Here is a 19762-nt window from a genome sequence, read left to right as displayed (position 1 = left end):
GAAGGGCAGGCGCTTCCCCTGTTTCGACCGCGAGCGAACCCGAAGGGTGAGCGAGCGGGCCGACGAGTGACTCGGAACGAACGAAGTGAGTAGAGAGGAGGGAGGAGTGCTTTTGATCGACCTTTTGCCGAGGGACGTCGCGCGTGCGGCAGCGACGCTGCCGCACGCGCGACAGACCGCAGAGCAAAAGGTCGTTAGAAGAACTTGAACAGATCGTCCCTGTTCTGCTCGTGCAGGTGGCTCCGAACGGCCTCGTTCAGCGGCTCGAGTTGCCCCTTCTTCGCGCTGATCGGCGCGATGGTCTCTTGCCACTGCTTCCAGGGTGGGTAGAGACCGAGGCGGTCACAGAGCGCGTCGAGTCGCTCGTCCTCGTCGTCGACCTTGTCCATCTTGTTGACGGCGACGATCGTCGGGATGTCGAGATCACGCAGGAAGTGGAACATCTCGACGTCGTAGGGAATTTCGTCGGGGCCGGAGTGGCGGTCGATGATGTCGATGACGCTCTTGCCGTCGACGACCAAAATCGCGACGAGGACGTTGTCGGCGTACTCCTCGAGATAGTGGACGATCTCGGTCTTGATCTGCTCGCGGTGGTCCTCGTCGACGCCGCTCATGAAGCCGAAGCCGGGGAGGTCGGTGATGACGAAGTCCTCGGGTGCCCAGTCGTAGTGGTTGGGCGAGCGGGTGACGCCGGGTTTGCCCCCGGTGTCGAAGCTGTGGCCGGTCAACTCGCGCATGAGCGTCGATTTGCCCACGTTCGAGCGGCCGACGAGGGCGATTTCGGCCTCTCGATTGGGGCGAGTATCGAACATACACCGGTGTAGGCGTCTCGTCCCTTTATATACACGGAACGGGAGCCGAGCGCTGGATCACACTCGTCCACGCCGCGCGGGCGGACCGCTACACCACCGTCCCCGCGAGCAATCCGACGCCGAACGCTCCGGCGACGAGCAGCGCGACGGCGAGAACCCGTCCGCTCGAGGGCGTCGCCTCGAGGTCGACGTGGCGGCTATCGACGGCGATCTGGACGCCCTGCCAGGATAGCGAGGTGCCGCCGGCGAGCATCGCCGCGGCGATGAGCCAGGCGCTTTCGGTACCGGTGGCGATGGCGGACCGAACCGTCAGGAGAACGACGGCGACCGAGAGGACGACGTTCCCGGCGCCGACGAAGACGTTCCACGGCACGGCTCCTCGGCCGATCGAGACGGAGTCCGCGAGGCTGCCGGTGATCCACAGGACCGATGTAAGGACGAGACCGACGACGACCGTCGCGGTGACGGGGTCGATGAGAACGTCGCGCCCGACGACTGCGAGCAGGCCACCGGCGAACACCAGTATCACCGCACCGGCTACCGAGGCGAGACGTCGTATCATACGCACACTCCCAGAAATTACTATAAGAAAACGACGAAACGATTCGATCCCCTCGAGGCGGAACCGTCCGCCGCGGTGGGACGGAATGCCCCGGAGTTATGACCCCCCGCGGTCTCAAACGGACACGTGCGGCTCGTACAGTTGACGGTACCGACGGGGAAGCGAGAGACGATCCTCGAGACCCTTGACGAGCGGGAGATCGACTACGTCGTGACGGACGAGACCGGCAGCCGGGAGTACACGGCGGTCATCTATTTTCCGTTGCCGGACGCTGCCGTCGAACCGGTACTCGACGAGATTCAGGCGGCCGGCGTCGACGAGGACGCCTACACGGTTGTCGTCGACGCGGAGACGGTCGTCTCTCGCCGATTTGAGGCGTTGCGTGAGGAGTACGAGGACGGCGACGTCGGCTCGGATCGCATCTCGCGCCAGGAGCTGCAGGCGGAGGCCGACGATCTGACGCCGAGCTTTCCCGTCTACGTGGTGATGACGGTCATCAGCGCCGTCGTCGCGACCGCCGGACTGCTGTTGGACTCGCCCGCGGTCGTCGTCGGATCGATGGTGATCGCGCCGCTGATCGGGCCGGCACTGGGGGCCAGCGTCGGCACGGTGATCGACGACGAGGAACTATTTATCGAGAGCATCACCTACCAGATCCTCGGCGTCGTGGTCGCGATCGGGGCGGCGGCGATCTTCGCGGTTCTGGTTCGGTCGATGAACATCGTCCCGCCCGACCTCGTCCTCTCGAGCGTCGGCGAGATCTCCGAACGGCTCGCGCCCGACTTACTGTCGCTCGCGATCGCGCTCGGCGCGGGCGTCGCGGGCGTCGTCAGCATCGCGACGGGAACCTCCGTCGCTCTGGTCGGCGTGATGATCGCGGCGGCGTTGATTCCGCCCGCGGGCGTCGCGGGGATCACGCTCGCGTGGGGACAACCGACGGCCGCAATCGGGGCGACGGTCCTCGTCCTCGTCAACCTGCTATCGGTGAATCTCGCCGGCCTGTTGACGCTGTGGTACGCCGGCTACCGCCCGGAGAACCTGTTCCAGATGGGCGAGACGGAACAGCGCGTTCGCCATCGGATCGTCGGACTCATCGTCATCGTCCTCGTCTTCGCGGTGTTCCTCGGCGCGATCACCTACACCTCCTACGAGGCGGGGAACTTCGAACAGGACGCCCGCGACGAAGTCGAGACGGTCCTCACAGACGGTGAATACGAGAGCTACGAACTGCTCGAGTTCGAGGTCGTGATGGACGACAACTATCCGTTCCGGAATCCGGAGCAGGTGGTCGTGACGATCGGCGGCCCGCCGGACGAGTCGGCACCCGAGCTGGCCGATATCCTCCACGACCGAATCAACGATCACGCCGATCAGTCGGTCTCGGTCGAGATCAGGTACGTCGAAATCCTCAGGCGGTAGCCCCTGTGGATTCACGACTCGCCTGCGGTCAGTACCCCGTTCGGGAGCCGCCCTCAGTCCGTGACTTGACACCGACGAGACCGACAGTTCGTCGCCCGCTATCGTCGAAGCCGCTCGAGGATCCTCGAGTGGCTGGATTCGGAGCCGGGATCGGACTCGGAATCGGCGTCAGAACCGGTAGCGGTACTGTCACGGTCGGTACAGCCGGTATGGTCGATCCGTCGCCGAAGCCACGTCCTCGGCCCGCCGATCCGGTTGACGAGATACGTCGGAAAGTAGAGCGTCGCCGCGCCGAGCGCCAGAAATCCGATCCCTCCGACGAACTGTCCGCTCCGAAGGAATCCGACGCCGACGACGAACATCGGTCCTGCCATCGAGATTCCAGCGGCAGTCTGGAGCAGCCAGAGAATACCCGGTCCCTTCATCGCGGGGTCTCGGGTTCGATCGCGACCATGGGTAGTGTGGTTCTTCTATTTCGCCCGCAGCGTAGGTGTGTGATCTCCTATCCGTCGAACGGCAGCTCCGGCTCGTAATCGATCGCCTCGACGGTGGCATCCACGACTGTCTCGACGTTCGCGCCGGTCTCGATGCTCATGGTGAAATCGGCCGCGACGGCTTCGGTCAGGTCTCCCTCCTCGAACCGGTCTTCCTTGTTCGCGATCGTGAACACGGGGATGTCCTCGAACCGGGCCGAGATCGCGTCCCGAAGCTCGAGTTGCGGGCCGATCGGATAGCCACAGTCGCCGGTGGGATCGACCATGACGAGCATGCAGTCGGCGAGGTGCTCGATGGCGCTGACCGCCTGTGACTCGATCTCGTTGCGATCCTGCGGCGGTCGGTCGAGCAGCCCGGGGGTGTCGACGATCTGGTAGCGGAGATGGTCGCGCTCGAAGTGGCCGACGCCGATCCCCTTCGTCGTGAAGGGGTAGGAGGCGGTCTCGCCGCGGGCGTTCGTGATGTCGTTGACGAACGAGGACTTGCCGACGTTGGGGTAGCCGGCGACGACGATCGTCGGCTCGTCGGGGTTGATCTCCGGCAGGTCGCGCAGGTCGTTACGCGATTTGTTGATGTACAGCAGGTGGTCGTCGACCTGCTCGACGATGTCGGCGAGGCGAGCGAAGGCCTGCTTGCGGTGCTTGCGCGCCGTGTCCACGTCGGTCTTCCGGAGTCGGGGCTGGTACTCCTCGTGGATCTCGCGAGCCTTTCGGCTGGCCCACATCACTTCCGACAGCGCCTGTCGGAGTTTGTCGACGTCGACGATCGCGTCGGCCAACTCGTAATAGAAGGGATGGACGTCGTCCTCGTACTCGAAGTCCGGCCACGCCGTGACGACGTTCTCGAGGTTGTCCGAGATGATGTTCGCCGCCGTCTGGAGCATCGACTGCTGGGCCTCGAGACCGCCCTTTGCCTTGCCGGCCCGCGCCGCCCGCGAAAACGCCTTGTCGATCAGCTCTTCCGACGTGGGCGTTGTCGGAAGGTCTTCGAAAATCATGGGTAAGAGTAGAACGCGCGGTCATAAAAGGTCGTTCGTTGTCCGCCGCGAGCTTATCCCCGTCGCCGTCCTTCGATCTGGCATGACAAACTGGCGCGCCGTCTTCGTCGGGTTCGTCGTCGCGACCGTCTTCGGAATCGTCGGCCTCGTCGTCCCGGGCGTCGGCCAGCTCGTTGCGGGGCTGGTCGGCGGTTTCGTCGCCGGCTACATGGCCGGCGGCGGTATCGGACGCGGCGTCTGGCACGGGCTGCTCGCTGGCTCGCTCGGCGGGATCATCGGCGGCTTGCTCCTCGCCGTCGCCGTCGGTCTCGCGGGTCTCGCGCTCGGACCGCTCGGCGGAGCGATTTCCGGCGCTGCCGGGATCGGTATCTTCCTGCTCGCCGTCATGATCTCTATCGTGATGGCCTTCGAGAGCGCGGTCGCCGGTGCCGTCGGTGCCGCGGTCAGCAACTGACGGACTGCTGGTCGGTCTCTCGAGCCGTCGGTGACGGACCGATATGTGGGAGATCCCGATCCCAGATGATCTGTCCCTGCGCAACCATTACAACGGGCGGGTCCGATCGTTTACCCGACGTGTCACCTTCGGTCTACGATCCGCGACTCGAGTCGGTCACCGTCGCGGAAACGTCGCTCAGCGATATCGACGGCGAGAACGGCGACCTCCTGGTCGGTGGCTTTCCCGTCGCGGAACTCGCGACCAACGCGACCTACGAGGAAACGGTCTTTCTCCTGTTCGAGGGTCGACTGCCGACCGCCGAGGAACTCGCGGACTTTCGCGGCGCTCTCGTGAGTCGCCGCGACCTCCCTTCGGCGGTCCGAGTGGTACTTCGGGAGGCCGCCGCGGCCGACGAACCCGTGATGGATGCGATCCGGATGGGTATCGCGGCGGCGACCCTCGAGACCGACGCGACGGAGCCGCGGGCGGCCGCCGAGCGAGTCGTTGCCGTCTTCCCCACGATCGCTGCCGCGTACTGGCGGTATCGACGCGGCGCGGAGCCGGTTGCGCCCGACGAGGAGCTTGGCCACGCCGCGAACTACCTGTACATGCTCACGGGCGAGCGGCCGGCCGACGCCGACGTTCGCGGCCTCGAGGCGTTCCTGACGACCCTGATCGAACACGGCCTCAACCCGTCGACGTTTACCGCCCGAACCGTGCTGTCGACGGAGTCCGATGTCGTTTCCGCGGCGACGGCCGCCGTCGGGACGTTCAAGGGATCGCGCCACGGCGGCGGGATCGAACTGGTCGCGGACGCCCTGCAGACGGTCCACGAGTCCGGCGGCGGCGAGGCGTACGTCCGCGAGAAGCTGGACGCCGGCGAGCGCGTGAAGGGGTTCGGCCATCCGATCTACGAGGGACGGGACCCGCGTGCGCCGGTGCTTTCGGCGGTCGCCGAGCGCCTCGCCACCGAGTCGGGCGATGATGACTTCCTCGAGACCGTCCGGGAGTTCGAGGCGGTCGCCGGCGACGTGTTGGCCGAGCGCGTTCCCGAGCGGGGGACGGAGCCGAACGTCGAGTTCTACGCCGCCGCCGTGCTCCGGGCGATCGGTCTCCCGCGGGAGCTGTTTACGGCGACGTTCGGCGTCTCGCGGGTCGGCGGCTGGACGGCCCACTGTCTCGAGCAGTTGTCCGACAACGACCTCGTTCGGCCCACCGGCCGGTACGTCGGCGCGACGGAGCAGGCGTGGCTCCCCGTCGAGAACCGATACGTCGCGGGTGATTCGGTGGTGCGACACCCGGTCGAGTCCTCGTCGCTCGAGCCCGTTTCGGAGACGCTCGCGGTCCTCTCGGAGCCGAGTCGGCTCGAACTCCTCTTGCTGTTGTCCGACCGCGACGACGTGGTTTCGTACTCGGCGCTGCGCGAGTCGTCGTCGATCGAGGACAAGGGGCGGTTCAACTACCACCTGCGCCAGCTCCGGGAGTACTTCGTCGCGAAGCGCGAGGCGGGGTACGAACTGACCGACGCCGGTCGAACGGTCGTCCGGAGCGTCCTGACCGAGGGCCGACTCGCCGACGACCTCCGCAAGTAGGCCCGTCGGCCGGTCGTCGCTCGAGGGGAAGCGAGGTTCTCCGGCTCCGATGAAACGACAGTGCGTCACCGTTCGACGGATTCGGCCGTTTTGCCCGGTATCGGGCGTGGGTGGCTGGATTCGAACGCTACTGGAAACACCGTATGACCGACTGATCCCGGAAGCGGTCGCCGCCGACCGCGAATCGGGAGAACGACGCTGCTCCGAGCGCTTACGGTGGTGTCGGCCCTCCGGAGAGACATGAGCGAGACCGTCAATCGGGGACTCGAGGGTATCACCGTCGCGGAGACGAGACTGAGCGACATCGACGGGGAGTCGGGAGCGCTGACCATCGGCGGGTTTCCGGTGGTGGAACTCGCGACGAATGCAACCTACGAGGAAAGCGTCTTTCTCCTGTTCGAGGATCGACTGCCGACGGCCGCGGAACTCGCCGGCTTCCGTGCGGACCTCGCGAGCCGACGCGAGATCCCCGAGGAGGTCCGTGCCGTCCTTCGACGGGCCGCCGCCGAGGACCGGCCGGCGATGGACGCGCTCCGGATGGGGCTGGCCGCGTCGACGCTCGGAACCGCGGAGTCCGCGTCGGAGGAGGCCGCACGGCGAGTCGTCGCCGTTGTCCCGACCATCGTCGCGACCTACTGGCGATACCGACGGGGTAACGAGCCCGTCCCCCCGCGCGAGGACCTCGGCCACGCCGCGAACTACCTGTACATGCTCACCGGTACAGAGCCGGACGAGGCCGCCGTCCGCGGGCTCGAGACCTACCTCAATACCGTCGTCGACCACGGCGTCAACGCTTCGACGTTTACCGCGCGGACCGTCGTCTCGACGCAGTCGGATCTCATCTCGGCGGCGACCGCCGCGGTCGGTTCGCTCAAGGGACCGCTCCACGGCGGCGCGCCCGGTCCCGTTCTCGACATGCTCCGGACCGTCCACGAGCGCGGGGATCCCGACGCCTACGTCCGCGAGAAACTCGACGCCGGCGAGCGGCTGATGGGCTTTGGCCACCGCGTCTACCGGGTCCGAGACCCGCGAGCGGCGGTCCTCTCGTCGGCGGCGGACCGCCTCTATCAGGGGAGGGACGACGACTTCTTCGAGGCGGTCCGGGCGTTCGAGACGGTCGCCGTCGACGCCCTCGCGGCGCGGGGCGGCGACCGCCGCCTCGACACCAACGTCGAGTTCTACACCGCCGCATTGCTCGAGGGCGTCGGGATTCCGATGGAACTGTTCACGACGACGTTCGCGGTCTCGCGAGTCGCCGGGTGGATGGCCCACTGCCTCGAGCAGCGGGCAGACAACCGATTGATCCGACCGGTCTCCCGGTACGTGGGCGAGACCGATCGGACGTGGACGCCAGTCGACGAGCGGTGAGTGGAACTCGGGTTCCGACCGCAGTCGGGACGCGACTCAGGCCCCGGCCATCTCCCGACAGCTCTCGGCGCACTTCGGCAGGACTTCTGCACAGGCCTGACAGTGGTCGTGATCGTGCTGTTCGCACTCCTCGGCACACTCCTCGCAGAGGTCCGCACAGAGTTCGCCCAGTTCCTGGTGATACCCCGAGTTGCGGGCCATGAATCGCGCGTGCAGCGACGCGATGTCGGCTACGTCCCGGCAGAGCCGGATACAGCGGGCCATGTCCTCGCCCTCGCCCGCACAGGCGTCGGCACACCACTCACAGACCTGGGCGGCCTCGAGGCAGTTGTCGATACACTCCTGCATCTGCTCGTCAGAATGCGCGTTTTCGAGTTGTTGTAGTGCCATCGCCTGTGTCTCTACTGCCCAGCCGGTTCAAGATGCTCGCGGCGAATGCAAGCGGCGGTGATGTGTGTGACGGAGCAACGAATGCGAGCGGCGGAGCGACGATCGATTGCGGCGGCTAGCGCCGCGCCTCGAGTTCCGCCTCGAGATCCGAGAGCTCCATGTCCTTCATGGAGAGCAGGACGAGCAGGTGGTAGACGATGTCGGCACCCTCGTGGGCGATCTCCTCGCGGTCGTCGTCCTTTGCGGCCAACACGAGTTCGGTTGTCTCCTCGCCGAGTTTCTCTAACACTTCGTTCTCCCCTTTCTCGTGGGTAAACAGCGACGCGGTGTAGGAGTCCTCGGGCAGCGTTTCTTTCCGGTCTTCGATCACGGTGAACAGTTCCTCGAGCGTCTCGTCCATCTACATTTCACCCGACACGTTGCGGATGTCTTCGAGTTCATCGAACTTCTCGCTGTCGTCTCGGCCGTCCTCGAAGACCGACTCGGAGACCTCGATCGGCGCGTTCGTCCGGGCTGCCAGCGCGAGCGAATCGCTCGGCCGGGCGTCGACGACCGTCTCGCCGCGGGCCGTCTCGAGGTGGAGATCGGCGATGTAGGTCCCGCCCTGTCCGTCTCCGCGCTCCTTGATTTCGTTGACGACGACGCGGTCGATCCGACTGCCCAACTCCTCCATGACGTCCAACAAGAGATCGTGCGTCAGCGGCCGTCCGATGTCCTCGGCCTCGAGCCCGCGGGCGATGCTTGTGGCCTCGCTGAAGCCGATGAAGATCGGCACGACATCGTCCTCGCCGTCGACGGCGAGGACGACGACCGGGACCGGTCCCTGGGGGGTCCCCGCGACGCGAACCGCGTCGATGGATGCCTGCATACCCGTACCGTGGGGAAGGAGGGAGAAAACAGGTCCGGTCGCGAATGCATGCACGGAGGCCCCGGGACGCCATCGAACGCAGTGCCGTGACGTCGTCCTCGAGGCGCGGCGTTATCGGGGCTCCTCGAGCGCCGGCGTCGTCGCCGCGTCGTTCTCGAAGAAGGCCAGCCCGTGAATCCGGCTGTCCAGCGTCAGTTCCGGATGAAAGGAGGTCCCGACGACCGGCCCGTCCCGGACGGCGACCGGGCGGTCGTCCCACGACGCGAGGACATCAGCGCCGCCGACCGAATCGATGGCGGGTGCGCGAATGAACACCGCCGGATACGGCTCGTCGAGGCCCGCGACGGCGAGCGGCGCTTCGAAGCTGTCTTTCTGCCGGCCGAACGCGTTTCGCTCGACGCTCACGTCGAGGACGCCGAGTTCCTTGACCCGGTCGTCGCCGGCGTCGCTCGAGGCGACGATCAGGCCGGCACACGTCGCGAGCAGGGGCTTCCCGGCGGCGACGTGCGCTCGGATTTCGGGGGCGATCCCCTCGCTGTGGATCAGTCGGGAGATGGTCGTCGACTCGCCGCCGGGCATCGCCAGCAGATCGCAGTCGGGGACGATCCCCGACTCGCGGATCTCGCGGACGGTGACTTCGCGGTCGCGAACCGCAGCGGCGCGCTCGATGGCCGCTGCGTGTTCCTCGACGTCGCCCTGAACCGCGACGACGCCCGCAGTCAGTGACATAGCCCCGGCTACGGATGGGGGCGTCAAAAACATCGCGCCATCCGAACCGGCTGTTGCGTCCAGTTCGATCGACCGTGACATGTCTGCCGCATCCTTACTGCCCTCGGTCACGTTTGCCGAACCGGAGATGAGCCGAACTGACGCGCGTCGATGGGAGTATAGGACGCTCAGACCGGTTCGCGGTGAAACGAAAAAAGAGGCCGAGGACCCCCAAGCGGCGCTGAACGAGCACGGCGCTGACGGCTGGGAACTCGTCGAGACGATCGACTACACGGGCGGCGGGACCAAGTATCTGGTATTCAAACGCCCCGCCGAGACGAGTGCCGGTGCCGATGACGGGTGAAACGCTGTGAACGACACCGACGACCTCGATAGTGAGATAGCCGGCGACTCCGACATCGAGACGGCCGGCGACTCCGACATCAGCACGGCGAACACGATGCGCGAACGCGCCGGTGAAAGTCGGCTCAAAATCTGGCTCCTGCTCGCCGCCTCTCGGCTGCAGGTGACCGCCGTCTTGGCGCTCGGCGTGTTCGTCACGTTCGTGGTGTTCGTCACCCTCACGCCGTCGCCCCTGCATGCGCAACTCCAGACCGGCGACACCATCGAGACGATGTTCTCGACGATGATCGGGGCGATCATCACCGGCGCTACGCTCGTCGTTACCATCGGCCAGCTGGTGCTCTCCCAGGAGAACGGTCCGCTCGGCGACCAGCGAGACCGGATGGAGAACGCGATGGACTTCCGCGATTACACCGAGGAGCTCATCGGGTCGCCCAGTCCGGCGGATCCGTCGGAGTTCCTCCGCCAACTCGTCTTCGTGGCCGAACTGCGAGCGAAGGCGCTTCGCGACGGTGTCGCTGACAACGATAACGACCAGCTCCGCGCGGAGGTCGACGAGTTCACCGACAGCCTCGTGGGCAACGCCGAACTGGTTATCGACCAGCTCGAGGACGCGACGTTCGGGAACTTCAGCGTCCTGTTCGCCGCGCTGAACTTCAACTACGGCTGGAAGATCTTCCAGGTCGAGCGGATCGCCAACGAGTTCGAAGACAGCCTGAGCGCCGAAGAGCTGTCCACTCTGGACGAACTGAAGACGTCGCTCAGCCTGTTCGGGCCGGCGCGAGAGCACGTCAAGACGCTGTACTTCGAGTGGGAACTCGTCACGCTCTCGCAGATGATCATTTACGCGGCGATTCCGGCGCTGGTCCTCGCCGGCGTCATGCTCACGGTCGTCGATGCAGGCACGTTCCCCGGGAGAACCCTCGGCGTGGCGAACATCACGTGGGCGATCGGGGTGGCGTTTACAGTGACGCTCCTGCCGTTTCTGCTGTTCGCGTCCTACGTCCTCCGGATCGTGACGGTTGCCAAGCGAACGCTCGCCATCGAACCGCTGATCCTTCGCGACTCCCAGCGGTAGTGGCGATTCGGATTGCCGATCCCGGTTCGGCCACCGTAACCGACCCGGACCGACCGCTCCCCTTCCGCGACGGGGGTCTGACAGTGCTGTGGCTACTCGAGGCGACGTTGAAAGAAGGGAGCCGATGCGTTACGAGACGAACGTCAGCAACTGGACCAGCACGCCCAGCATGACGCCGAACGCGATGACCGTCTTGGGGTCGATACGGATGGCGTTCGAGTCCTCGGAGTCGAAGTACCGGACGAGTCCGGCACTGGACATCAGCCCGCCAGTGTTCTGTCCTTTGTCCATACCCGTCCCTATGGGCCCCTGAAACTAAACCTTTCGACCGGAGCCCGTCGCATTGTTCAGATTAGCTGGTTCCAGCAGTATGCGTAGCTCTGCAACCATGTTTCAACAGTTGCTGGATCGGCGTTTCTAAAACAGTTCCCAAACTGGGAGGTACGTCGCTTTATCTCTTGAAAGAGATGTTCGACAGTGTTTCGATTTCCATGTTTTTCGTATCGAAATCGGAGCCCGAGGTGATGAAGTGCAGCTTTAAGCCATGAGCTGAATCGACGAGAAACACGGCGTCTTCGACGGCGTGTTTCTCTCTGAGTTCGCGGAGAAATATCTCAGTTAGTGCGGTTCTACGCGTCTAATAGGGTCTGAAGTGGAGGAACTCGTTCGTCTCAGGATCGACGGCAGCGTACAGCCAGTAGCGCTGATCAGTAAGTGGATCAAGGTTTCGTCAAGCGCGATGTGATCCGGCTTTTTCCCGCTGTCGGCTATAAATCGGCTTTCTGCACCCAATTATGGACCGTCGATCTCGCCCGTTCGACACCAAACCTCTCCAGAACAGAAACAGAATTCTAAAGTGATAATTCGGACAGATGGAGCTGGATACTCAATTGTATCAGCACCCGCGGTGTCGCCGCGAGTATTCGCGACCTACTGTGCGTTCAGTTTGATTACTGAAATGCTATAGATTATTGAATTGGCCGCGTCACGATATGGACATGGGCGACGAGCCCGACGGTGATGATGAGTCGGCGACGACGCGTTTGAGTCTCGCGCTGCCGGACGAAACGCTCGATCGATTACTCGAGAACAGTCCAGTCGCGGAAGACAATCAGGACGCGATCAAACGCGCGATCTGGACACAGATCGAACTCGACGAAGCCGACGAATACACCGTCGTTAAAAACTGGGAGTAAGCCGAGCCCGTGGCCGTGGCAGGGACGGACTACTAACAGTGGCTACGCTTCGAAATAGGAAAGGACTCGGTCGGCCAATCACTTTCACCCCGCGTTACGGGGGTTTATACTCGACGCGGATCAACCGGCTGATAAGACGTAACCGTGAGTGATGATCTAACTACCGTCTGGGAGGATTGGTCCCATGGGACGGTCGAACCTACTGCTCGAATCCGGAAACGGGTTTTTTGGAATGGGTCTATCGTTACCGAGTTTTGCATTCAACTCGAGTATAACAGGTCAGTCCACTACGAAATGGAAGAGGCGGCATATCACGAAGTCGCACGACTTGACCACAATGTCGCCCCAAACCGAGGTCACGATATCCGCGAAGAAGGGATCCACATGGATCTCTTCCCGAGAACAGACCACGAGCGAAAGGTGTGGGACTTTCCACCGTATCCATTACGGCAGGCTCCACAATTCTGTCGAGAGTTTTTAGAAGAACACCGGGCTTATTATCTCGGTCGATTTGAGCCGATTGTCGGCGTACCAGTTCAAAACAGCTACTACCGCTAACTCTGGTCTACCGGAACTTCGGTAAGGTCCTCTGGATCTGGCATCGGGTACTCCTCGTAGTCGGGTTCCGGGAGATCGTCGGACGAGATTGGATCCCAATCGTCTGGTCGTTCCCACTGGTCAACTGGGATTTCGTCTCTCGATTTATCCTGGCTGACGTCCGATCGTTCTTTCTCTTTTTCAGTCAACGTCATACACACCCCGGGATTGAGTACCCGTATTCCGCCTCCAGTGTTTGTTACGCGTCCCATAATGGGATGCGCTACACGGCATATGCGGTCGTCTACCTGTAGAACAGGGTGCGATGGTGATAAAACTTCACCATGAGTCCGTCGTCGATCACGGCAATCGGTTGGCAGTGGGAAACCCTTATGCGCAGCGCGAGGCAACTAGCGTTGACCGCATGACTGTCACACTCAAGGACTTCTACGCAGACTGGTGTGGCCCCTGCAAAACCCAGGATCCGATCCTCGAGGACCTCGAGGACGACTGGGAGGGCCGATTCGAAGTCGAGAAAGTAAACGTCGACGAGCAACAGGATATCGCGAACGAGTACCAGGTTCGGTCGCTGCCGACGCTGATCATCGAGAACGACGACGGCATCGTCGAGCGCTTCGTCGGCGTCACCCAGCGCAACGACATCGAGGACGCCCTCGAGTCGGCCGGCGCATAGACGACGAACACCGGCGTTCTCTTCGGTTTTCGCGATCGACGAGCGACCGCGCCCGCGGTTTCGTTTGACGCACTCGCTCGAGGCGCAGGTGCTCCTCGAGGACGCCGATCGGAACGACGCCGGTCGACTTCGCTCGCGTCGCCTCAGCCGACGCCGTCTAGAGCCACTTCACGCCGACGTCGTGCATCTCCTCGTTGTACTTCGCGATGTTGATGACCAGCGGCGTGACGCTCTCGACTTCGGCCGCGTTGGCCAGCGGCCCGGCCTCGAGCGCGCGCAGGCCGTCGATCTCGTTCGCGATCGACAGGACGGTTGCCGCGGCGTCCGAGTCATCGGCGACGACGAGCGTGTCGAGCCCGAGGTCGTTGTCGAGGTTCGACAGCGCGTCGGCCGCGAGGTTGTGGAACGCGCCGACGACCGGCACTTCGTCGGGGGCCCGCCCGGCGACGAGCTCGGTGACGCTGCCCGCCGACGGCGGGTGGTAGTGCAGACCATCTTCGTCGCCCTGCATGCCGACCGCGGGGGTTACGAGAACGGTCTCCGCGTCGAGACTGTCGGCGACCGCTTCGACGGTGTCGCCGACGTAGTACGGCGGGACGCTGAGAATGACGACGTCGGCTCGATCGGCCGCCATCTCGTTGCCGAAGCCTTTGATGTCGGCGTCGGCCCCGCGCGCCTCGAGTTCGTCTTCGTATTCCGCGACCGCGTCGCGAGCCTTCTCGGGATCCCTCGAGCCGATGAGGATCTCGTGGTCCGTGTCCCGGGCAAACCGCAGTGCGAGCCCTTCGCCGATGTCGCCGGTGCCGCCGAGCAGTGCAATTCGCATACGCACCTCTCGGGAGGGCACCCGAATAAAAGGGCCGGGGATCGGCCGATATCGCCGGGTTCTCGGACGGGAGACCGAACGAAAGTGATGGAAACGTCGCCCGCCCTCGAGTGGACCGACATCGGTCCTCGGGTAACGAGTCCGAGCGGGCCACCACACGTCCGACTGCGACGGATGTGACTACGGCGCGTCGTCCTCGCTCGGGTTCATCGCCGCGCCCAGCCCGCCGTCGTAGGCGTCGCGCTCGGTCACCTCGTGGATCCGCTGCTCGAGTCGCCCCTCGAGTTCCTGCCGCCGCTGCTCGTCCACGTCGGCGTTGGTCCCCAGATCCCGCAGGTCGTGTCGTGCCGTTCGCAGGACGGAGACGGCCTCCTCGGTCTCGAGGTCGTCCGCGCGGTCGAGTGCGCGCTCGACGTCCGCGAGGGTGGTCTCGGTCATGGCGGCGGTTCGTGGGGGACACGCATCAAAGACCGGCCGGGAAGCGCCACGTCGGCGACTCGCGGCCGACCCCACAGCTTCCATTACCCGGCCCCCCGTCGATCCGGTATGGCACGCCCAGCCGTCATCGCTCACCGCGGCTACGCCGGCGTCGCACCCGAAAACACGATCGAGGCGGTGACTCGAGCGGCCGATCGCGACGAGACCGCGATGCTCGAGATCGATGTCCAGCCGGCCGCCTGCGGGACCCCGGTCGTGATCCACGACGAGCGCCTCGGGGGGATCCGTGACGGCCGGCCACTGACCGACGCCGGGGGGTTCGTGTGGGAGACGCCGCTCGCGGAGCTTCGAGAGACGCGGGTGCTGGGTACCGACGCGGCGGTGCCGACGCTCGCGGACGTACTCGAGGCCGTCCCCAAGACGGTGGGTCTCAACGTCGAACTGAAGAACCCAGGCCGATCGGATCTGCGCGTCGGCGAGTCGCTCTCGCCGGCCGAACGCGACGAGCGCCGCGAGGCGTGGCGGCCGTTCGTCGAGCGCGTCGTCGCCGATTGTGTCGCCTTCGACGGCGAACTGCTCTTCTCGTCCTTTTGCGAGGGGGCGATCGCGGCGCTGCGCGAGGTCGCCGACGACGCCGCGGCACCGCTGGTGTGGGACGACCTCGAGGCCGGCCTCGAGATCGCGCGCCGGTACGATTGCGAGGCGATCCACCCGCCGCGGAACGCGATCGCCGGGACGGAGCTGGCCGGGACGGCCTACGCCGGTTTTTCGATGAGGGAACCCGAGATCGACGTGCTCGAGGCGGCCCACGCGGCGGGCCGAGCGGTTAACGTCTGGACGGCGACCAACTGGGTCCAGTTCGACGCACTCGCGGCAGCGGATGTCGACGGAATCATCACTGACTATCCCGGGCTTGATAGGGGCTCGAGCGGTCGATAACGACAGCAGTCGGCGCGATGCCGCGCGATTCGATCCCAGCCGCGTCACCGGATGGCAAGTACTGCCTGCAACTGCGCCGGATACCTTGATACGACAAATCGTGCAAAGGAAGTGTTGACTATGTATCTCGTCTCGCGTTCGAGGTGTCGGTTCGACCGCGGGCTTGCGAACGAACCCGGCGTCGCCGCGGTCCGGCGTGGTGTCGACTCGAGGCACTGGTCGGGAGGTGGCGGCCCATGAGCGAGCTTCCGCCGCAGACGACCATCAAGCGGTGGCTGGTGACGACCAATCACAAGGATGTCGGCATTCTCTATCTGGCGACGGCGCTATTCTTCCTCGTCGCCGGCGGCGTCCTCGCATTGCTGTTTCGCGCTCACCTCTGGGAGTTCGGCGGCACCGGACTCCTCACGAACACCGAGTACAATCAGTCGGTCTCGATCCACGGATTGCTGATGGTGTTCTGGTTTATCTCACCGCTCGGATTCGGCTTCGGGAACTATATCGTTCCGCTCCAGATCGGGGCGAAGGACATGGCATTTCCGCGCCTGAACGCGCTGAGTTACTGGTTCTACCTGTTTTCGGGTCTTCTCGTCATCTTCTCGTTCTTCCAGGGGACGACGTGGGCCAACGGGTGGTACATGTACGCGCCGCTGAACGTGCCGATCTACAACCCCGGCTACACGCTGACGATGGGCGGCAATACGACGATCCTCGCGTTGACTCTGTTCGTCCTGTCGACCACCCTCAGTACGGTGAATTTCCTGACGACGATCCACCGCTGTCGTGCCGAGGGTCTCGGCCTATGGAACATGCCGCTGGTCACGTGGGGGATCCTCCTGACCGTCTGGATGATGCTGTTCGCGTTCGCGGCGCTGCTGGCCGCACTCATTCTCATGTTGACCGACCGCCTCCTGCTCACGCAGTACTTCGCGACCGCCCAGGGCTCGAGTCTGCTGTGGGGACACCTCTTCTGGTTCTTCGGCCATCCGGAGGTGTATATCGTCTTCTTCCCTGCCCTGGGGATCATGTTCGAGACGTTCCAGACGTTCACTGGCCGCCGAATCGTCGGCCGGAAGTGGGTCATCATCGCGATGGTCCTGGTGGCCGTTCAGTCCTTCCTGGTCTGGATGCACCACATGTTTCTGACGACGATCAACCTCCCGATCAAGACGCTGTTCATGGCGACGACGATTGGGATTTCGCTGCCCTTCGACCTGATGGTCTTCGCGCTGATCTACACGATGATCAAGGGTCGCGTCCGATTCACGACGCCGTTTCTGTTCTCGCTGGGTGCGCTCGTGTTGTTCATCCTCGGCGGGATCACCGGCGTCTTCCTCGGTGCCGTCGTCCTCGACTACGAGTTCCGAGGCACCTACTGGGTCGTCGCGCACTTCCACTACGTCATGGTTGCGGGGGTCACCGCGCTGATCGGCGGCCTCTACTACTGGTGGCCGAAGATCTCCGGCAAGATGTACTCCGAACGGCTCGGGAAGCTCAGCTTCGCGGTCTACTTCGTCGGTTTCAACCTGCTGTACTTCCCAATGTTCCTCGCGTGGGAGACGCCGCGGCGCGTCTTCCACTATCCCGAGGGGACCGAGCTCTACCACCAGCTGGCGACCGTCGGAGCCTTCGTCATCGGGACGGGAGTTCTGCTCGTCTTCATCACGCTCGCGAAGAGTTTCGTCTCCGGGCCCGACGCGCCGGACAACCCGTGGGCGTACTCGCGAACCGCCGAGTGGGCGACGACCTCACCCCCGCCGCTCGAGAACTGGCCGAACCGACCCAGCTACGCGAACGGTCGCCTCGAGTTCGTCGACGACGCGACGGCGGCCGACGGCGGCGCGGTCGCCCACGAGCGCACCGGAGCGGCCGAGTCGCTCGAGGCCGACCACGAGGACCACGCGAGCATCTGGCCGTTCGGAATCGGGGTTGGCATGTTCGTTATGTTCCTCGGATTATCGGGACTAACGCCGTACGTCGCCAACTTCGCGACCGCACGCGGCGCGGAACTCGCCGGGAGCACCGCCGGATCGGAGAACGTTCTCTACCCCGTGCTCTCGCTCGTCGGCGTCGGCATCCTGGGGGTCGCGCTGTTCCAGTACGGACGCGAGGAATTCAACGCACCCGAGATGGCCATCGCCGAACGGTGGCCGTTCGAGGGGGTCGGCACGACCAAGACCGGCGTCTGGTTCTTCCTGGCCTCGGACGTCGTCGTCTTCGGTGCCGTCATCGGGGCGTACGTGTTCATGCGGATCCACGGCGGCTGGGGCAATTTCGATCCCGTGCCGCCCTCGGCGACGATCGGACTGATCAACACCTACGTCCTGCTCACCTCGAGTTTCACGGTCGTCCTCGCGCTGGTGATGGCCGAACGCGGGAACAAGCGCGGGCTGCTGTCGTCGATGGGAGCCACGCTGCTACTCGGACTCACGTTCCTCGGCATCAAGGGCTACGAGTGGAGCCAGGAGTTCGCCCACGACATCTACTGGTTCACCGACCTCGAGTACTCGATGTACTTCGTGACGACCGGCCTCCACGCGCTGCACGTCATCCTCGGCCTGCTCATCGCGGCGTTTCTGATCTACCGGATCGTGAGCGTCGATGCCTACCTCACGGACGACCGTCCGGTCGAGTACTTCGGCCTCTACTGGCACTTCGTCGACATCGTCTGGGTAATTCTCTTCCCGCTGTTCTACCTCATGTAGCGCGGTGGGGGGCCGTTTTTCTACACGCGACGGGCGAGGGAGCCTCGAGGCCGTCCTCCGATCGGAGGAGATCAACCCAATACAAGGAGATCCCTGCCGAACGAGGCGTATGGAACTCTCGAGCATCGTCGACAGACTCGACGAGGAGTTGCGAACCGACGAGTACGCCGACCTCGACGCCAGCGCGAACGGGCTCCAGGTCGGCCCGGAGGTGGCCGAGATCGAACGCATCGCGGTCGCCGTCGATGGGGTCCGCGAGACGTTCGAGGCGGCGATCGAGGCCGACGCGGACCTGCTGGTCGTCCACCACGGGCTCTCGTGGGGCGGCTTCGACCGCGTGACCGGCCGGACCTACGACCGGATCGCCCCACTGATCGAGAACGACCTCGCGCTGTACGTCTCCCATCTCCCGCTCGACGGCCATCAGGAACTGGGCAACGCCGCCGGCGTCGCCGACCTGCTCGGACTCGAGGACCGCGCCCCGTTCGGCGAACACGGCCCCGAACACATCGGCCAGCGGGGAACGGTAGCTGGTTCTTACACCCCCGATGAACTCCGCGAGCACCTCGAGACGAATCTGGATATCGGCGGCCAGCCCGTCCAGCACCTCGCGTTCGGGCCGGACGAGATCGAAGACGTCGCGGTCGTTACCGGCAGCGGGGTCGACTGGCTCGACGAGGCCGTCGACGCGGGCGCGGACGCGCTGGTGACCGGCGAGGGGAAAGGAAAGGCCTACCACGAAGCGCAGGAGGCGGGAATCCACGTCTTCCTCGCGGGTCACTACGCGACGGAGACGTTCGGCGTCCGAGCGCTGCGGGATCTGGTCGAGGAGTGGGGCCTCAAGACGACCTTCCTCGACGCGCCGACGGGACTGTAGCACCGGCCCTGGATCCGGCTCGAGGGAGCTGACACCGGTTGCGGGGATGGGTAAAATCCCTCTTTCAGGTATCCCGTCCATTATGTTAGACGCGTCGAAACGAGGCGTCGTGGCTTCATCATCGACACTGCCGACGGCTCTCTCAGTATCGACCTACGTCGAGGAGGGCGCTCGTATCGCCGCAATCTTGCTCGTCTGGGGCGTTATCGCCGCGTTTTTCACCTACGGCATCGCCGAGATCGGCGGGCCGGGGAGCCTCTTCAAAACGATCGGCCCGCAACTCGGCGCGCTCTTCGCACTGACCGGACTGCTCAACGCGATCCTCTATCTCCTGTATCGCACCGTCGATTACTGGCGACGGAGCGTGACGGGAGCGCTCGAGCCCGAGGGGTGATTCACGGGGTCGAAACCGATCATCGGCGGACCACCGAGACGGATCGGGACCGCGACGTTCAAACCGCT

24 protein-coding genes and 1 pseudogene are annotated in these 19762 nt (G+C 64.5%); 12 read left to right on the top strand and 13 right to left on the bottom strand.

What is annotated here, in order from left to right; genetic code table 11:
- Nucleotides 1-194 precede the first annotated feature (194 nt).
- Nucleotides 195-812: a GTP-binding protein EngB gene (gene engB / locus ACEWFR_RS13800; protein WP_374061596.1), complete on the bottom strand. Its 618-nt coding sequence runs from the start codon at nt 810-812 to the stop codon at nt 195-197.
- An 88-nt stretch (nt 813-900) separates the two neighbouring features.
- On the bottom strand, nt 901-1374 hold the full coding sequence (locus ACEWFR_RS13795; protein WP_374061595.1) for a hypothetical protein: 474 nt from the start codon (nt 1372-1374) through the stop codon (nt 901-903).
- Between the two features lie 126 nt (nt 1375-1500).
- Here ACEWFR_RS13795 and ACEWFR_RS13790 point away from each other — a divergent pair, with 126 nt between their 5' ends.
- On the top strand, nt 1501-2793 hold the full coding sequence (locus ACEWFR_RS13790) for a TIGR00341 family protein (RefSeq protein ID WP_374061594.1): 1293 nt from the start codon (nt 1501-1503) through the stop codon (nt 2791-2793).
- Nucleotides 2794-2891: 98 nt separating this feature from the next.
- Here ACEWFR_RS13790 and ACEWFR_RS13785 read toward each other — a convergent pair whose 3' ends face one another.
- Together ACEWFR_RS13785 and ACEWFR_RS13780 are read right to left on the bottom strand one after the other, a co-directional pair.
- Nucleotides 2892-3218 (bottom strand): hypothetical protein, encoded by a 327-nt coding sequence (locus tag ACEWFR_RS13785; protein WP_374061593.1) that lies wholly within the window; start codon nt 3216-3218, stop codon nt 2892-2894.
- 77 nt (nt 3219-3295) lie between these two features.
- The gene (locus tag ACEWFR_RS13780; protein ID WP_374061592.1) at nt 3296-4285 is read right to left on the bottom strand and encodes an NOG1 family protein; all 990 of its coding nucleotides are present in this window, start codon (nt 4283-4285) and stop codon (nt 3296-3298) included.
- Between the two features lie 82 nt (nt 4286-4367).
- Here ACEWFR_RS13780 and ACEWFR_RS13775 point away from each other — a divergent pair, with 82 nt between their 5' ends.
- From ACEWFR_RS13775 to ACEWFR_RS13765, 3 genes are all read left to right on the top strand, one after another.
- Nucleotides 4368-4739 carry a DUF5518 domain-containing protein gene (locus tag ACEWFR_RS13775; RefSeq protein WP_374061591.1) on the top strand — a complete coding sequence of 124 codons (372 nt, stop codon included), beginning with the start codon at nt 4368-4370 and terminating at the stop codon, nt 4737-4739.
- 119 nt (nt 4740-4858) lie between these two features.
- Nucleotides 4859-6313 carry a citrate/2-methylcitrate synthase gene (locus ACEWFR_RS13770; RefSeq protein ID WP_374061590.1) on the top strand — a complete coding sequence of 485 codons (1455 nt, stop codon included), beginning with the start codon at nt 4859-4861 and terminating at the stop codon, nt 6311-6313.
- A gap of 240 nt (nt 6314-6553) precedes the next feature.
- The gene (locus tag ACEWFR_RS13765; RefSeq protein WP_374061588.1) at nt 6554-7681 is read left to right on the top strand and encodes a citrate synthase; all 1128 of its coding nucleotides are present in this window, start codon (nt 6554-6556) and stop codon (nt 7679-7681) included.
- Between the two features lie 36 nt (nt 7682-7717).
- Here the strand turns inward: ACEWFR_RS13765 and ACEWFR_RS13760 are convergent, their stop codons facing one another.
- The 4 genes from ACEWFR_RS13760 to pdxT all read right to left on the bottom strand — a co-directional run bounded on the left by ACEWFR_RS13760 (nt 7718) and on the right by pdxT (nt 9668).
- Nucleotides 7718-8071: a four-helix bundle copper-binding protein gene (locus tag ACEWFR_RS13760; RefSeq protein ID WP_374061587.1), complete on the bottom strand. Its 354-nt coding sequence runs from the start codon at nt 8069-8071 to the stop codon at nt 7718-7720.
- 115 nt (nt 8072-8186) lie between these two features.
- A complete protein-coding gene (gene hisE, locus ACEWFR_RS13755; RefSeq protein WP_374061586.1) occupies nt 8187-8471 on the bottom strand; it encodes a phosphoribosyl-ATP diphosphatase in 285 nt (94 codons plus the stop codon).
- Complete coding sequence (locus ACEWFR_RS13750) at nt 8472-8939, bottom strand: bifunctional nuclease family protein (RefSeq protein WP_098725312.1); 468 nt, start codon at nt 8937-8939, stop codon at nt 8472-8474.
- 111 nt (nt 8940-9050) lie between these two features.
- Nucleotides 9051-9668: a pyridoxal 5'-phosphate synthase glutaminase subunit PdxT gene (gene pdxT / locus ACEWFR_RS13745; RefSeq protein WP_374061585.1), complete on the bottom strand. Its 618-nt coding sequence runs from the start codon at nt 9666-9668 to the stop codon at nt 9051-9053.
- 127 nt (nt 9669-9795) lie between these two features.
- Between pdxT and ACEWFR_RS13740 the strand changes: the two genes are divergently transcribed.
- Nucleotides 9796-10011, top strand: a complete 216-nt coding sequence (locus ACEWFR_RS13740; RefSeq protein ID WP_374061619.1) for a DUF4177 domain-containing protein — start codon at nt 9796-9798, stop codon at nt 10009-10011.
- Between the two features lie 6 nt (nt 10012-10017).
- A complete protein-coding gene (locus tag ACEWFR_RS13735) occupies nt 10018-11088 on the top strand; it encodes a hypothetical protein (protein WP_374061584.1) in 1071 nt (356 codons plus the stop codon).
- Between the two features lie 129 nt (nt 11089-11217).
- Here the strand turns inward: ACEWFR_RS13735 and ACEWFR_RS13730 are convergent, their stop codons facing one another.
- Nucleotides 11218-11379, bottom strand: coding sequence for a preprotein translocase subunit Sec61beta (locus ACEWFR_RS13730; protein WP_097379553.1), 162 nt, complete (start codon nt 11377-11379; stop codon nt 11218-11220).
- Nucleotides 11380-11435: 56 nt separating this feature from the next.
- A pseudogene (locus ACEWFR_RS13725) lies at nt 11436-12002 on the bottom strand (IS6 family transposase); the annotation flags it as partial.
- A gap of 78 nt (nt 12003-12080) precedes the next feature.
- On the opposite strand from ACEWFR_RS13725, the gene ACEWFR_RS13720 reads away from it, so the two are divergent.
- Nucleotides 12081-12284 (top strand): hypothetical protein, encoded by a 204-nt coding sequence (locus ACEWFR_RS13720; protein ID WP_374061583.1) that lies wholly within the window; start codon nt 12081-12083, stop codon nt 12282-12284.
- A gap of 554 nt (nt 12285-12838) precedes the next feature.
- On the opposite strand, the gene ACEWFR_RS13715 is transcribed toward ACEWFR_RS13720, so the two are convergent.
- Nucleotides 12839-13036, bottom strand: coding sequence for a hypothetical protein (locus ACEWFR_RS13715; protein WP_374061582.1), 198 nt, complete (start codon nt 13034-13036; stop codon nt 12839-12841).
- A 209-nt stretch (nt 13037-13245) separates the two neighbouring features.
- On the opposite strand from ACEWFR_RS13715, the gene ACEWFR_RS13710 reads away from it, so the two are divergent.
- Nucleotides 13246-13515, top strand: coding sequence for a co-chaperone YbbN (locus ACEWFR_RS13710; protein WP_098725315.1), 270 nt, complete (start codon nt 13246-13248; stop codon nt 13513-13515).
- A gap of 157 nt (nt 13516-13672) precedes the next feature.
- Here ACEWFR_RS13710 and npdG read toward each other — a convergent pair whose 3' ends face one another.
- Both npdG and ACEWFR_RS13700 read right to left on the bottom strand, forming a co-directional pair.
- Nucleotides 13673-14341, bottom strand: coding sequence for an NADPH-dependent F420 reductase (gene npdG / locus ACEWFR_RS13705; protein WP_374061581.1), 669 nt, complete (start codon nt 14339-14341; stop codon nt 13673-13675).
- Nucleotides 14342-14521: 180 nt separating this feature from the next.
- The gene (locus tag ACEWFR_RS13700) at nt 14522-14779 is read right to left on the bottom strand and encodes a hypothetical protein (RefSeq protein ID WP_374061580.1); all 258 of its coding nucleotides are present in this window, start codon (nt 14777-14779) and stop codon (nt 14522-14524) included.
- Nucleotides 14780-14887: 108 nt separating this feature from the next.
- On the opposite strand from ACEWFR_RS13700, the gene ACEWFR_RS13695 reads away from it, so the two are divergent.
- From ACEWFR_RS13695 to ACEWFR_RS13680, 4 genes are all read left to right on the top strand, one after another.
- Complete coding sequence (locus ACEWFR_RS13695) at nt 14888-15718, top strand: glycerophosphodiester phosphodiesterase (protein WP_374061579.1); 831 nt, start codon at nt 14888-14890, stop codon at nt 15716-15718.
- A 236-nt stretch (nt 15719-15954) separates the two neighbouring features.
- The gene (locus ACEWFR_RS13690; protein WP_374061578.1) at nt 15955-18423 is read left to right on the top strand and encodes a cbb3-type cytochrome c oxidase subunit I; all 2469 of its coding nucleotides are present in this window, start codon (nt 15955-15957) and stop codon (nt 18421-18423) included.
- A gap of 109 nt (nt 18424-18532) precedes the next feature.
- Nucleotides 18533-19300: a Nif3-like dinuclear metal center hexameric protein gene (locus ACEWFR_RS13685; RefSeq protein WP_374061577.1), complete on the top strand. Its 768-nt coding sequence runs from the start codon at nt 18533-18535 to the stop codon at nt 19298-19300.
- Nucleotides 19301-19409: 109 nt separating this feature from the next.
- Complete coding sequence (locus ACEWFR_RS13680) at nt 19410-19694, top strand: hypothetical protein (RefSeq protein ID WP_374061576.1); 285 nt, start codon at nt 19410-19412, stop codon at nt 19692-19694.
- The last annotated feature ends 68 nt before the right edge of the window (nt 19695-19762 follow it).

The organism is Natrinema sp. H-ect4, assembly GCF_041894845.1.
Classification (GTDB): domain Archaea; phylum Halobacteriota; class Halobacteria; order Halobacteriales; family Natrialbaceae; genus Natrinema.
The sequence above is the reverse complement of the archived record's forward strand: the minus strand, read 5'-3'. Positions and strand labels throughout refer to the sequence as shown.